We start from the raw sequence: 12658 nt of genomic DNA, 5'->3' as shown, positions 1-12658 counted from the left end.
TGCTCAGTCTAGGCGGGCGCCACGCCGGTCAGGCGAGTTTGGTCCGGTTGGCCGGGTGCGCGCCGTTGTCGGACGGAGTGGTGTCGTTGTAGGCGTTCATCGCCCGGTCCTCGACCCGCACCACGATCTCCTTGATCCGCGGGTGGTTGGTGATCCTCTCCCACGCCCGTCGAATCTCCTCGTACCGTTCGCGTCCCGCCCTCGCACCCAGCACATACCCCGTCGCGAAGACCCCCGCGGTCATCAGCTTGCTCATGCCCGGGGCATACCCAGCGACCGCTCTCGTATGCGACGAAAGGGACCCCGGCCAGCCGGCCGGGGTCCCTGGTGTCCGTGCTGTCTAGACGCGGGTCTTGCTGCGTCCGGTCACGGTCGACGCGACGATGACGAGCACCGCAGCGGTGACGATCGCGACGAGCCAGCGGACCCAGTCGACGCCGTCGCTGCCGTCTCCACCGAATGCGCCATAGATGAACCGGCCGATCAGGACCCCTCCGACGCCGCACACGATCGTGAGCCAGATCGGGATGTTGTCCTTGTCGCCGGGAGCGATGAACTTGCCGAGCAGGCCGATGATGATGCCCGCCACGATCAGACCGATGATTTCCATGAGAGTCCTCTTTCCGTGTTGCTTGGTGCGACGGGTGCGCCGCAGGACATGTCTACCCAGCCACGCACAGCCGATGCATGCCGACAGGGCTCAGAGCGCGAGGGGGTATGCCACGAAGAGCACCGCGGCGAGGCCTGCCCCGGTCAGGTGCATCATGGCCATCAGCAACGAGCCGAACCGGAGCCTGAGCCGCGAGATCCCGCGAATGACGAGCAGCATCGCGGCGGCGGGCATCAGGACCCACGCCAGGCCCCAGGTCGTGCCGAACACGTCGTCCGGCCACGCGACGTCGGTCGCCTTGGCGAACCCGGCGACCAGCACGACGTACCACGGGAACAGCATCGGCAACGAACCGCGCGCTGCCGCTCCCGCCGCGAGTCCGAGTCCACTCCGCATCGACCGGTCGACCACGCGTGGCGGTGCGGGTTGCCCCACGGCCGGCCCGCCGATCAACGCGAGGAAGCCCTGCCTGCGTGTCAGCAGGAAGACGCCGGCGATCGCGACCGCGAGCAGCCACCAGCCGAACGAGCTGGACTCACGCATCGCGTGCGGCCGGTAGTCGTCGGAGACGAACGCGGTGCTCAGCCACACGAGGCCGGGCAGGAGCGCCACGATGAACGCGCTCAGCGCCCACCCGACGGCGTACGTCTTGAGCCTGCTCCAGCGCGTGACGACCGGCCCGCCGGGCGCCACGGCCCCGATCCTCGGGTCGTCGCCCCTTGAGCCTGACGAAAGGACATCGCTCTGCGGGGCCGTCGGAAGGACCTCTGCCGGACTCAGGTCGGCCGCCGCCAGGGCCGCGAGCATCTCGGCGACGCTCTGGTAGCGCTGTGTGGGTTCTATCGCCATCGCCCGCATGACGACCGCCGCCAGCGACGCACTCACCGGCGCCAGCTGGCGCGGATCGGGGCGCGGCCGGTTGCGGTGGGCCATGACCTGGGCGGCCATGGTGCCCTCGAACGGCGGCTTGCCGGTCAGGCACTCGTACAACAGGCAGCCGACGGAGTAGATGTCGCTGCGTTCGTCGGCCCTGCCGTCGAACTGCTCCGGCGCCATGTAGTGCGGAGTGCCGGCCACCGTCGCGGTGGTGTCGGAAGCCGCTCGCGCGATGCCGAAGTCGACGATCTTGATGCCCCCGCGCGTCGTCACCAGGATGTTGGCGGGCTTGATGTCGAGGTGCAGGATGCCGGCCTGGTGGCACGCGGCGAGTCCTTCGAGCACTCCGCGCACCGCGGTGACCGAGCGCAGGCTCGGGCCGCGCGTGGCCAGCAGGTCACGCAGCGAGGTGCCCTCGACGAGCTCCATCACCAGGTGCGGCGTGACCTCGCCGTCGCCATCCGGCATGTGCACGAGGTCGTGCACCGTCACGACGTTCGGGTGCGACACCCGTGCCAGCGCCGCCACCTCCCGGGTGATGCGGCGCATCGCGCGTGGATCGTCGGCGAGGAAGTGCGAGAACCGCTTGATCGCGACCTCGCGCTGCAGCTGGCTGTCCCGGGCCCGGAACACGACCCCGTGGTTGCCCGCACCGATGCGGCCCAGCAGCTCGAAGCGCTGCTCGACCGGTACGGTGCTGGGCGGGGTCGCCGGGGTCGCAAGAGGATCTGGCATCGGGCTGATCCTCCTGCTCCACATCGGCAACACGCTCACCTCGACGGTACGTCGGTCAGCTCCATTGTCCCTAGTGACTCGTCAATCCCTGCAGATGCACGGTTCCCGCCGTGTCCATCGCCGCCACGACGCTGACCCCGGCGAGCGCGATGACCGATCCGGGACGCAGCGCGGTCCAGTCGTCGATGCGCTGGCCGTCGACCGTGGTGCCGTTGGTGCTGCCGAGGTCCTTCACCTCCCACCGGGTGCCGTGCAGGCGGATCGCAGCGTGGCGGTAGGACACCTGGGGCTCCTCGAACCGCATGGGGCTCTCCGGCAGCCGGCCCAGCACGGCGCCGTCGATCGGGACCGAGGCCGTACGCCCGCCGCGCTCGAGGCGCAGCGCACTCGCGACGTTCATGGTCGGCGCGGTGTCCTCGAGATCGGGAACGAGCGCCGGGAAGTTCATCGTCGCCGCCGGGTCGGGCGCGGGCGGTTGAGGAACGGCGCCACTCGGTGGTTGAGGAGCGACGAGGAACGAGGAACGTCTCGAAACCACGTCATCCGGTCCATCCGCCACGTCCTCCCACCCCAGTCCCGTACGTTCGGGGACACGCCTGGCCGGGTCCGCGCGGCCGCTGCCTCGCGCCGGCGGGATCCAGCCCGACCGCAGCCCTGGGTCCACCTCCACGATCACCGTGACCTCAGGCGGCACCGCCCAGCCGGCCCGCTCAGCGTGTGCGACGTAGAGCTGAGCCCCGTCGTCACCGAGCCGCTCCAGGTCGCCGTCGGGGTCGAGCCGCTCCAGGTCCTCCGGTGCCACCCGAACCGTGAGCTCCGCGAACGCGAGCCGCTCACCGCTGGGCATCACGACGTGCTGCGCGGTCAGCGCGCGGACGAACCGACGGCGCAGCACCGCGGCGGACCCGGTCGGGTAGGACACGAGCTTGGCCCCGACCTCGGCGGCGGCCGCGCGTTTGGAACTGACGCCGAAGATGCTCTGCGCGATCCGCAGCCCGACCCACACGACGGCGACGAAGATGACGAGGATCAACAGGTTGGAGGCGAGCCCCGAGACAGTTCCATACATGGCATCATCGTGGGGGTCATCCGGGGCTGAGGTCGAGCCGCGGCGGAACGCATTCCACGAAGGAGCACCGGTGCTGCACATCGCCTGGTCAGCCGGCGAGCAGCACTCGGGCGAGGCGGCGATCGAGCCCGGTTCGGCGTTCGTGCTCGCCCGGCGGATGAACCTGCCCGAGCAGCAGCCCCTCGTCGCCGAGCAGATCGCCGGGTCGGCGTACGTCTTCGTGCGCCTCCCCTACGTCAGCGACCCGGCGCTGGTGATCTCAGCGACCGCGGCGCATCCCGTCGTGCATCGAGGGCAGCGCGCCAACGGTGCGATCGTCGAGCTCACCGCACCGTCGGGCGAGGCGACCACGCCCGCACCGGGGCAGAAGATCTCGCTGACCCACAGCGGCACCCGCATCGAGCTTCGCTATCCCGACCTGACGTTCACCGCGGTCGTGGAGTTCGACCTGCCGGAGGCGCAACTGATGGACTCGGGCACGGTGCAGCTGGGCGTCGACGCCCTGCAGCACGACGACGCCTGGCTCGTGGCGGCGATAGCGGTCGCCCTCTCGCCGGAGCACGGCGTGGTCGCGCACGGCGACCTCAAACGGGCCTTCGCCGCGTGGCGCGGCACCGAGATCGCCAGCGACGGCGCCTTCGACCGCAACATGCTCCGCCCGGCGCTTGCGTCCCGAGGGCTCGAGATGCCGGGGCCGCGGCTCAACAAGATCGTCTACCTCGTCGAGCGGTGCCGGCGTACGTCGGAGTTCCCGGCCCGCCTGCTCGACGACATCCGCGCGAGGTTGCGGGCCGTGGGCATCGACGCCTGAGCCCACGCTCGATGGCACACTCGGTGCATGGATTTCAGCGACGCGATCAACGAGATCGACGAGATTCACGAGTCAATGGGTCTTGTCGGGCGAATTGCCGCATTTCGTGCGCGAGCATCCGAACTTGAGATCGGCGAGCACGGGCGCGCCGAGTTCCTGACCTCCCTTGCGGCCGAGCTGGAAATGAACGGCGAGCTGGACGCCGCGCGCATCGCTTACCTAGACGCGATAGCCGACGGTGGACCGACCGAGCTCGAACCGCGTTGTGGCCTGTTGATGGTCGAGCTGGCCGCCGGAGACGACGATCGCGTGCAGAATCTCCTCGCTGAGCTGCTGTCCATCACTCGGCTTCAAGGCCTCAGGAACACCGAGCATCAATGGGTTGGGGAGTCCCTCGAAGAAGCCGGGAGGTTCCGTGAGGCGATGCGGTGGTTCACGATTCCTCTGCGCGACCTCGATCCCGAGGACGATCTTGAAGCGCTGCCGATGTCGTTGCTAGACGGTCGTTGGCGCGCACGACGAGAGCTCGGACTCCCCCGGGACGCGTACGACGAGGCTCGTGACCTGTTGGTGCGCCTCCGCGAACAGGTCGAGTGAGCCCGGCGGCCGAGGACGGCGCCCCGGCCACCGCAGACTCAGCTCGAGGTGATCTCGTCTGGCACGACGTCGAGCCTCACGCTCTTGACGACCTTGCCCGACGGGATGTCGACGACGTGCACCGTCGAGATGGCGGGCTCGGTCACCCACGCCGTGTCACCGCTGACGTGCAGCGTCGGCCGCGGCTGCATCCAGTCGACGGGCTCGGACCACGGCTTGACGACCTTGATCGTCGAAAGCGTGCTGCCGTCCTTCGCGTCGAGCACGTGCATCGCGCCATCGGTGCCGAGGATGATCGCCTCGCCCGCGGCGCCACGCCCCAGCGAGCGGAACGAGTAGCTCGTGCCCAGGTCGACGAGCTTGAGCTCCTTGGTCTCCGTGTTGATCAGCGTGATGCGCTCAGGACGCTCGAGCACGGCATCCTTGTCGACCTTGTAGTCACCCAGCACGATCGGGGACGACGGCGACCCGGCCTGGTTGCCGATGCGCCCGTACGCGTCGGGGCTGTCGAGCTTGGTGAACCTGCCGGTCTCGTAGAGCTCGACGCCGTTCTCGCAGCCGATCACCGCCACACCGTTGCCGGCCGTCGCCTCGCCGTGGACGCCGGGGCAGTCCTTCGTGCTGGCGACCTCCTTGCCGAGCCGTATGACCTTGGCTCCGGTGCGCTGGTCGGCCGTGCCGTCCGTGACCAGCAGCCCGTCGTCCAGCTGCACCGCAACGCCGTGGTGCGGGCTGGCCGCCTTGTAGGTGCCGACGACCTTGGTCGGCCTGGCCGAGTCGAGGATCTGCGCCGTGCCGGTCCCGTCGCTCCACAGCACCGTCTTGCCGTCGTGGATCGTGACGTGCCCGGGCTCCTGCGCCTCGAAGGATCCGGCCAGGGCCGGCTTGCCGTCGGGGAGGTAGTGCGAGTGATCGCCGTGCGACTCGACCTTGACCGCGGTGTCGAGCAGTCGGAAGCCCTGGGTCTCGGTCGACACGAGGACATGCCGCTCGTCGCCGGCCCGGTTGACCCGCAGGTAGCCGGTCATGGGGAAGTCGGCGACCGTCTTGAGCGTGTCGCGCTCGAGGACGCGGACTCCCCCGTCGTACGTCATCGCGAGTCGCGGCCCGGTGAGCTGGCCGGCCGGCTCGTCCGAGGATGACACGTTGACGGCGTCGTCCTGCTTGCCGCCGCTGCAGGCCGATGTGGCGAGCGCAAGCGTCGAGATGATGACCGCAAGGGCCACCCGAGATCGTCGTACGAGGTGCATGAGGATCGCTTTCCTTATTGGGAATGATTTTCATTCACATTAAGGGTTCAGATGAGGGCATGGCAAGCCCGCCCCGCGTGCGGGGCGGCGGTGTTCGTCTCAGGACTCGGCGCCACCGAGGCTGCGCCGCAGCCAGCCCTCGATCCCCGCGACATGAGTCAGCGCGCACGCTGCCGCGACGCTCGGCTGCCGCTCGGAGATCGCCAGCGCGATCGCACGGTGCTCGCGACGCGTCTGCTCGAACGAGTCCTCCTGCGTCACACCCCGCCACACCCGTGCCTGATGCGTGCGGGCGGCCACGCTGTCGGCCAGCAGGCACAGCACGGAGTTGTCGGCGGCGAGCGCGATCCGGTGGTGGAACTCGATGTCGTTGGCGACCCAGGCCTCGACCGGGTCGTCGGCCCGCACCGAGTCCACCAGCGTGAGCAGCTCGGCGGCCTCGTCAGCGGGCATCAGCCGCGCGGCCTTCTCCGCAGCCATCGGCTCGAGTGCACGACGGACCTCGAACAGGTCGAGGACGTCGGAGTCCTGGTGGAAGTCGATGACGAACGTCAGCGTCTCCAGCAACAGCTCGGGCTCGAGGCTCGTCACATACGTGCCGTCGCCACGGCGTACGTCGAGGATCCGGATCATCGACAGCGCCCTGACCGCCTCACGCAGGGAGCCGCGGGAGATGCCGAGCTGCTCGGCCAGATCGGCCTCGCGCGGCAACCGGTCGCCGGGCTTGAGCCGGCCGTCGAGGATCATGGTCTTGATCTTCGAGATCGCCTCGTCGGTCAGTGCCATCTCACTCCCTAGCGGCGGGACGGGTGCGCAGACCTGCCATGCCACCGTCGACGGCGAGTGATGTCCCGGTGGTCGAGCCGGCAAGCGGGCTGGCGAGGTACGCCACGGCGTGCGCGACCTCCTCCGGGCTGACCAGTCGGCCGTGCGGCTGGCGCGCCGTCACCGCGGCGCGCTCGGCGACCGGGTCTTCGGCCTTCTCGAGCAGCAAGGTGACGAAGTGCGTCTCGACCGTCCCCGGGTTGACGCTGTTGATCCGGATGCCCTCGCGTACGTGGTCGGCAGCCATGGCCAGAGTGAGCGCATGCACGGCACCCTTGGTGGCTGAGTAGAGCGCGCGCTCGGGCAGCCCGGCGGTCGCGGCGATCGAGGAGACGTTGACGATCGCGGGGCTCGGCGAGAGCCGGAGGTACGGGAGCGCAGCGCGGGTCGTGCGGACGACGCCGAACACGTTGACGTCGAACACCCGCTGCCACTCGGCGTCGGAGTTGTCCTCGACCGTGCCCTTGGCGCCGATGCCGGCGTTGTTGACGACGATGTCGATGCGGTCCAAGCTGCTCACCACGCTCGCGATGGCCGCGCGGACGCTGTCGTCGGAGGCGACGTCCGCCTGCACAGCGAGCGTTCCCTCAGGTGCGGTGCTCGGGTCGAGGTCGAGGACCGCGACCGATGCTCCCCGGTCGCGGAGCTCCATGGCGACGGCGGCGCCGATCCCGCTGGCACCACCGGTGACGATCGCGACGAGGCCGTCGAGCTCGGGCGCGCTCATCGTGCCGCCTCGTACGCGACGACGTCCTGACGCTGCCGGCCGAGACCGCCGATCTCGAGCTCGACGACGTCACCGGGCTGCAGGTAGGGGAACCGCCCCGACAGCGCGACACCCTCGGGCGTACCGGTCAGGACCACGTCGCCCGGATCGAGCACCATGTACTGGCTCAGATGATGGATGATGTGCGCCACGTCGAAGATCAGGTCCGCCGTCGACGAGTCCTGTCGCGGCTCGCCGTTGACCCAGCTGCGGAGCCGGAGGTTCTCGTGGTCGACCTCGTCGGGCGTGACGACCCACGGGCCGAGCGGGCTGAACCCGGGTGCGATCTTGCCCTTGCTCCACTGCCCGCCGGACTCCTCGAGCTGGAACGCCCGCTCCGACAGGTCGTTGGCCAGCACGAATCCAGCGACGTGGTCGAGGCTCTGCTCGACCGAGTCGAGGTAGGACGCCCGGCGGCCGATCACGATGCCGAGCTCGACCTCCCAGTCGGTCTTCTCGCTGCCGCGCGGGATCGTGACGGTGTCGTTGGGGCCTGCGATCGTGTTGGCGGCCTTGAAGAACAGCACGGGCACGCTCGGCGGTTCGGAGCCGGACTCCGCAGCGTGCGCTGCGTAGTTCATGCCGATGCAGACGATCGTGCCGGGCTTGGCGATTGGCGCACCCACCCGCAGTGTCTCGGCATCGGCCAGGACGGGCAACGTGCCGTCAGCCAGTGCGGCGCTGACCTTCGCGACGCCGCCGGACTCCCAGAACGACGCGTCGATGTCGGCCGTGACCGAGGACAGGTCGAAGACGCGGTCCTCGGCCTGGACGACGGGGATCTCGTGACCCAACGGGCCGAGCCGAGCAAACTTCATCAGATTCCTTCACAGACATTCGATCTTTAATACGCGATGCGCTCGTCATTGAGCGGTCAGTAGATATCTTGACGGATCAAACATCGAATGTCTAGGCTCGGGCTGTGGCCATGTACATCGACACGCATCTGCACTGCTGGGACCGGCGACTGTTCTCGTACGCGTGGCTGGACGGGGCGCCGTTCCCCGAGCGGTTCACCCCCGCCGACGTCGCCGAGGTGAGTCCGAGCTCCCTCGGAGCGGTCTTCGTGGAAGCGGATCGGACCGCTGCCGAGGCTCCGGCCGAGGCGGCGTGGGCCTCGCAGCTGGACGAAGGCGGCCCCGCCATCGCTGCCGTCGTGGCCTTCGCACCCATCGATCGCGGCGACGCCGTGGCCGCCGACCTCGACGTGCTGCGTGAGATTGACAAGGTCACCGGCATTCGCCGGTTGCTGCAGGACGAGCCGGTCGAGCTCTTCGACGACCCAGGGGTCGCCGCGGGCCTGGCGGCCGTCGGCGACGCCGGTCTGACGTTCGACGCGTGCGTCCGGGCCCACCAGCTGCCCGCCCTGACGCGGCTGAGCCGGCAGGCCCCGCAGACCACGATCGTGCTCGACCACCTCGGCAAGCCCGCGATCGACGACGAGTGGGGCAGCCCGTCGGCGACACAGTGGCTGGACGGTCTCCGAGCCCTCGCGGCAGAGCCCAACACCCTCATCAAGCTGTCGGGCCAGGCGTCCACCGACCGTGCGCGCCCGTTCGTCAGCGCGGCGCTCGAGACGTTCGGACCCGGGCGCTGCCTGGTCGGCAGCGACTGGCCGGTCTCCCGACGCGACGCCGAGCCGTACGAAGCGTGGTTCGACCACGTCGCCACCTCGTACGGCCTGTCGGACGCCGAGCAGGACCTCGTGCTGGTGACCAACGCCGCAACGACGTACGGGATCGAGCTCGGCTAGCCGCGTGACAGGCGCCAGGCCAGCGTGAGCTCGCGCCACGGCCCGCCCGGCTGACCCGGTTCAGGGTCCAGCTGGCACGGATCGGTGAGCGCCAACCACCGCTGCATGTCGGGATCGTCGTCGAGCACCGCGAGGTCGGCGGCCAGGTCGTCCCCCGTGTACTCGAAGTAGGCGACGAGCGTGTCGCCGCGCACGAAGATCGAGTAGTTCTCGATGTGCGCGGACCGGATCCCGGCTTCCACCGTCGGCCAGACCGCCGAGTGCAGCTCGAGATAGCGCTCCCGCATCTCCGGACGAAGCTGGGTCGTCTGGCAGACCCGCAGCGGCTCGCTCATGCGCCGAGCCAGGTGGTGTCGCCGGGATCCCCCGGCACCATCCGCAGACCGGCGCGTTCGGGTCGCACGTGGGGCCCCGCAGGCGTGGCCCAGCCCTGACCGACCGGCAGCTGCTCGATCAGCGCCTCGTCGATCGTGATGCCGGCGCCCGGGGCGTTGCCCAGGACGATGCCGCCGTCGGCGATCTCCTGGTCGATGTGCACCCCGATGGGCTGGCCGAGGTCCTGCACCTCGGTCGTCAGGTGGTTGGGCATCGTGCTCGCAGCGTGCGCGATGATCGGCGTGAAGCCGATCGGGCTGACCGGCAGGTCGTGCGCGTGGGCCACCACGGCGACGCGCAAGGCGTTCGTGGTGCCCCAGCCGCTGTTGAACTGCACCACGTCGACGGCATCGGCGTCGAACAGCGGGCGATACTGCTCGAGTCCGGTCAGGTTCTCGCCGGTTGCCACCCCGGTCTTGACGCTGCGGCGCACCTCCGCCAGCCCGTGGGCGTCCCAGCGGCGTACGGGCTCCTCGATCCAGGTCAGGTCGACCTCCGCCTCGATGCGCTGGATGTGCCGAACCGCCTGGGAGCGGTGCCACGACTCGTTGGCGTCGAACATCATGGCGGGCTGTGCGGAGTTGGCGGTCAGCACGTCGCGCACGAGGCGCAGCCGGCGTACGTCGTCATCGACGTTGCGGCCGCCCTTGAGCTTGGCCTGGGCGAAACCGGCGTCGGCGAACCGCTGGTAGAGCGCGTGCACCTCCTCGTCCGCCAGCCCGAACTCGAGGCCCGAGGCATAGCCGGGCACGAACCGCGTACGGCCGCCGAGCATCCGCCACAGGGGCTCGCCGGCCATCTTGGCCTTGAGGTCCCAGAGCGCGTCGTCGATCGCACCGATCGACGCGAAGACGCTGCCGGTGTGCCCGGTCTTGAAGACGTACGCCAGCATGCGGTCGTAGAGCGCCGTGACGCTGCGCGGGTCCTCGCCCTCGATCGCCGGGAAGACACGTGCGAGGTCTCCTCGGCTCGACGGGCCGATGCTGATGCCCTCATAGCCCTCATCGGTCGTGAGGATCAGGACGTGCACATCGGTGCGGGTCCCCACGCTGACGCCGTTGACGTCGCCGACGGGGCGGTGCCACTCGTGCTGGGTGAAGAGCTCGCGATAGCCGGTGATCTTCATTCCTTGACTCCCCCGGCCGTCATGCCCGCCACCAGGAAGCGCTGCGAGAACAAGAACAGGATCAGCACCGGCAGCATCGACAAGATGGTCGCCATCGCGAGCGCTGGCAGGTGCATCGACTCCGATCCCACGGCGCTCGGGTTGAACGCGGGCGTCGACGAGAGCAGCGTCGAGAGCCCGACCTGCATGGGATAGCTGTCGCTCGACGGCAGCATCACGAACGGCAGGAAGTAGTTGTTCCAGTTCTGCACGAAGCTGAAGAACGCCACGAGGGCCACCACTGGCGCGGCGAGCGGGAGCGCGATCCGGGTGAACACCTGCACCTCGTTGCAGCCGTCGAGACGGGCCGCGGCGAGCAGGTTCCGGGGAATGCTCGTCGAGAAGTAGATGTAGGTCAGGTAGACGCCGAACGGGTAGAACGAGAACGGCAGGATCACCGACAACGGCTGCCCGACGAGCCCCACCTTGTTCATCTCGAGGAACACCGGCAGCACGAGCGCCGTGTTGGGCATCAGCATCACGACGAGCGTCGTGACCATCAGGATCCGGCGGAAGCGGAACTCGGTCAGCGCCAGGGCATACCCCGCCGGCACCGAGATCGCGAGCGTGATGACGAGCGCGCCGATGGAGTAGAACGCGGAGTTGCGCATCCAGCCGACGACGGCGCCGGACTGGAAGTCGAAGAGCTGTCGCACGTTGGAGGTGAACGTGTCCCAGGACCCGATCGCGAACGGCGAACGTACGGCCAGCTCGTGCTCGGTCTTGGTCGCCGCGATGAGCAGCCAGATCAGCGGGACGATGAAGAACATCGTCGCGACCACCAGCATCAGCCCGATGATCGACCGGCCGCTCCAGCCGGTGAGTCGGTTCGGGCGGGTCGCTGTTGCCGTACTCATACATCCTCGGTATCGAACAGGCCGCCCTTGGCGACGAAGACTGCGGACAGCAGCAGCGCGACGACCAGCAGCATCACGGAGATCGCCGCGGAGCCGTTGAAGTCGTTCAGGTCGAACGCGTACTGATAGGCCAGCTGGTTGAGCGAGTAGTCGTTCGGTACGACCGCGTTGCTCGCCTGCGACAGCAGCGACGGCTCGATGAACAGCTGCGTGCCGGTCGCGAGCGACAGGACCGCCATGTAGGCGATCCACTTGCGTAGCAGCGGCAGCTGGATGTGGATCGCGACCTGGAACGGGTTGGCGCCGTCGATGCGGGCCGCCTCCATGATCTCGGTCGAGATGTTGTTGAGCGCGCCGTACATGACGATGATCCATCCGCCGGCGCCGGTCCAGAACGCAATGATGGCGAAGATCAGTGGCAGGTGGCTCGGCTGGATGACGTTGGTGAACGTGTCCCAGCCCAGGGCGCGCAGCAGCGGGCCGGCGGGACTGGCGACGGGGTCGAGCACGAAGAGCCACAGCATGACGCTCGAGGCACCGGCCAGGGCTCCCGGGAGGTAGAAGAAGAGCCGGGCGGTCCCGCTGAGCCAACGCGACCGGATGGCATGGACGACGATCGCCAGGAAGACGACCAGCACGAGCAGTGCGCCAAGCCAGATCACGAGGAAGAAGGCGACATGACGCGCCGCGGCGAAGAACCTGAAGTCGTCGATGACCTTGGAGAAGTTGGCGGTCGGGGTGAACCCGCCGTTGGCGTCGGTCAGCGCCAGATAGATCGCGTAGAGCGCCGGCAGCACGCCGAACGCCAGCATGAACACCGCGTACGGTGCCACGAACACGGCGCCGATCGACCGTTGCCTGCGTTTGCGATCGCGGTTCACGCTCACGGCCTCCTTCGGGATCCCGTTGTCGTCGGTGGCCGCCGGCCGGCTCGGGGTCTCCGAGCCGGCCGACTGCGCAGTGGTCATC

15 protein-coding genes are annotated in these 12658 nt (G+C 68.9%); 3 read left to right on the top strand and 12 right to left on the bottom strand.

The genetic code is table 11. The annotated features are described in order from the left end of the window. Positions 1 to 28 precede the first annotated feature (28 nt). The 4 genes from BOSE46_RS05090 to BOSE46_RS05075 all read right to left on the bottom strand — a co-directional run bounded on the left by BOSE46_RS05090 (position 29) and on the right by BOSE46_RS05075 (position 3290). On the bottom strand, positions 29 to 256 hold the full coding sequence (locus BOSE46_RS05090) for a hypothetical protein (protein WP_159538873.1): 228 nt from the start codon (positions 254 to 256) through the stop codon (positions 29 to 31). Between the two features lie 84 nt (positions 257 to 340). After that, on the bottom strand, positions 341 to 610 hold the full coding sequence (locus BOSE46_RS05085; protein WP_159538871.1) for a GlsB/YeaQ/YmgE family stress response membrane protein: 270 nt from the start codon (positions 608 to 610) through the stop codon (positions 341 to 343). A 90-nt stretch (positions 611 to 700) separates the two neighbouring features. Next, positions 701 to 2221: a serine/threonine-protein kinase gene (locus BOSE46_RS05080; RefSeq protein ID WP_159538869.1), complete on the bottom strand. Its 1521-nt coding sequence runs from the start codon at positions 2219 to 2221 to the stop codon at positions 701 to 703. A 70-nt stretch (positions 2222 to 2291) separates the two neighbouring features. Then, positions 2292 to 3290: an FhaA domain-containing protein gene (locus BOSE46_RS05075; RefSeq protein WP_159538867.1), complete on the bottom strand. Its 999-nt coding sequence runs from the start codon at positions 3288 to 3290 to the stop codon at positions 2292 to 2294. Between BOSE46_RS05075 and BOSE46_RS05070 the strand changes: the two genes are divergently transcribed. After that, positions 3289 to 4101: a hypothetical protein gene (locus BOSE46_RS05070; protein WP_159538865.1), complete on the top strand. Its 813-nt coding sequence runs from the start codon at positions 3289 to 3291 to the stop codon at positions 4099 to 4101. The genes BOSE46_RS05075 and BOSE46_RS05070 overlap by 2 nt on opposite strands. Before the next feature lie 27 nt (positions 4102 to 4128). Continuing rightward, positions 4129 to 4698 carry a hypothetical protein gene (locus BOSE46_RS05065; RefSeq protein WP_159538863.1) on the top strand — a complete coding sequence of 190 codons (570 nt, stop codon included), beginning with the start codon at positions 4129 to 4131 and terminating at the stop codon, positions 4696 to 4698. Positions 4699 to 4736: 38 nt separating this feature from the next. Here BOSE46_RS05065 and BOSE46_RS05060 read toward each other — a convergent pair whose 3' ends face one another. The 4 genes from BOSE46_RS05060 to BOSE46_RS05045 form a co-directional block, all read right to left on the bottom strand. Then, entirely contained in the window at positions 4737 to 5924 is a 1188-nt protein-coding gene (locus BOSE46_RS05060; RefSeq protein WP_159538861.1) for a hypothetical protein, read from the bottom strand. Positions 5925 to 6047: 123 nt separating this feature from the next. Next, complete coding sequence (locus tag BOSE46_RS05055) at positions 6048 to 6734, bottom strand: FadR/GntR family transcriptional regulator (RefSeq protein WP_159538859.1); 687 nt, start codon at positions 6732 to 6734, stop codon at positions 6048 to 6050. A 1-nt stretch (position 6735) separates the two neighbouring features. Then, on the bottom strand, positions 6736 to 7500 hold the full coding sequence (locus tag BOSE46_RS05050; protein WP_159538857.1) for an SDR family NAD(P)-dependent oxidoreductase: 765 nt from the start codon (positions 7498 to 7500) through the stop codon (positions 6736 to 6738). Next, positions 7497 to 8357, bottom strand: a complete 861-nt coding sequence (locus BOSE46_RS05045; RefSeq protein ID WP_159538855.1) for a fumarylacetoacetate hydrolase family protein — start codon at positions 8355 to 8357, stop codon at positions 7497 to 7499. Before BOSE46_RS05045 ends, BOSE46_RS05050 begins: the two co-directional genes overlap by 4 nt. Before the next feature lie 110 nt (positions 8358 to 8467). On the opposite strand from BOSE46_RS05045, the gene BOSE46_RS05040 reads away from it, so the two are divergent. After that, positions 8468 to 9292 carry an amidohydrolase gene (locus tag BOSE46_RS05040; RefSeq protein WP_236551635.1) on the top strand — a complete coding sequence of 275 codons (825 nt, stop codon included), beginning with the start codon at positions 8468 to 8470 and terminating at the stop codon, positions 9290 to 9292. Here the strand turns inward: BOSE46_RS05040 and BOSE46_RS05035 are convergent. Genes BOSE46_RS05035 through BOSE46_RS05020 form a run of 4 tightly spaced genes read right to left on the bottom strand, consistent with a single transcriptional unit; the run spans position 9289 to position 12657 of the window. Next, positions 9289 to 9627, bottom strand: a complete 339-nt coding sequence (locus BOSE46_RS05035; RefSeq protein ID WP_159538851.1) for an L-rhamnose mutarotase — start codon at positions 9625 to 9627, stop codon at positions 9289 to 9291. The two genes, BOSE46_RS05040 and BOSE46_RS05035, sit on opposite strands and share 4 nt — an antisense overlap. Beyond that, entirely contained in the window at positions 9624 to 10793 is a 1170-nt protein-coding gene (locus BOSE46_RS05030; protein ID WP_159538849.1) for a mandelate racemase/muconate lactonizing enzyme family protein, read from the bottom strand. The genes BOSE46_RS05035 and BOSE46_RS05030 overlap by 4 nt, the downstream gene beginning before the upstream one ends. Continuing rightward, complete coding sequence (locus tag BOSE46_RS05025; protein ID WP_159538847.1) at positions 10790 to 11689, bottom strand: carbohydrate ABC transporter permease; 900 nt, start codon at positions 11687 to 11689, stop codon at positions 10790 to 10792. The genes BOSE46_RS05030 and BOSE46_RS05025 overlap by 4 nt, the downstream gene beginning before the upstream one ends. Then, a complete protein-coding gene (locus tag BOSE46_RS05020; RefSeq protein WP_159538845.1) occupies positions 11686 to 12657 on the bottom strand; it encodes a carbohydrate ABC transporter permease in 972 nt (323 codons plus the stop codon). Before BOSE46_RS05020 ends, BOSE46_RS05025 begins: the two co-directional genes overlap by 4 nt. Between the last annotated feature and the right edge of the window lies 1 nt (position 12658).

It is taken from the genome of Aeromicrobium sp. 9AM (assembly GCF_902506105.1).
In the GTDB taxonomy this organism is placed as follows: Bacteria; Actinomycetota; Actinomycetes; order Propionibacteriales; family Nocardioidaceae; genus Aeromicrobium.
The sequence above is the reverse complement of the archived record's forward strand: the minus strand, read 5'-3'. Positions and strand labels throughout refer to the sequence as shown.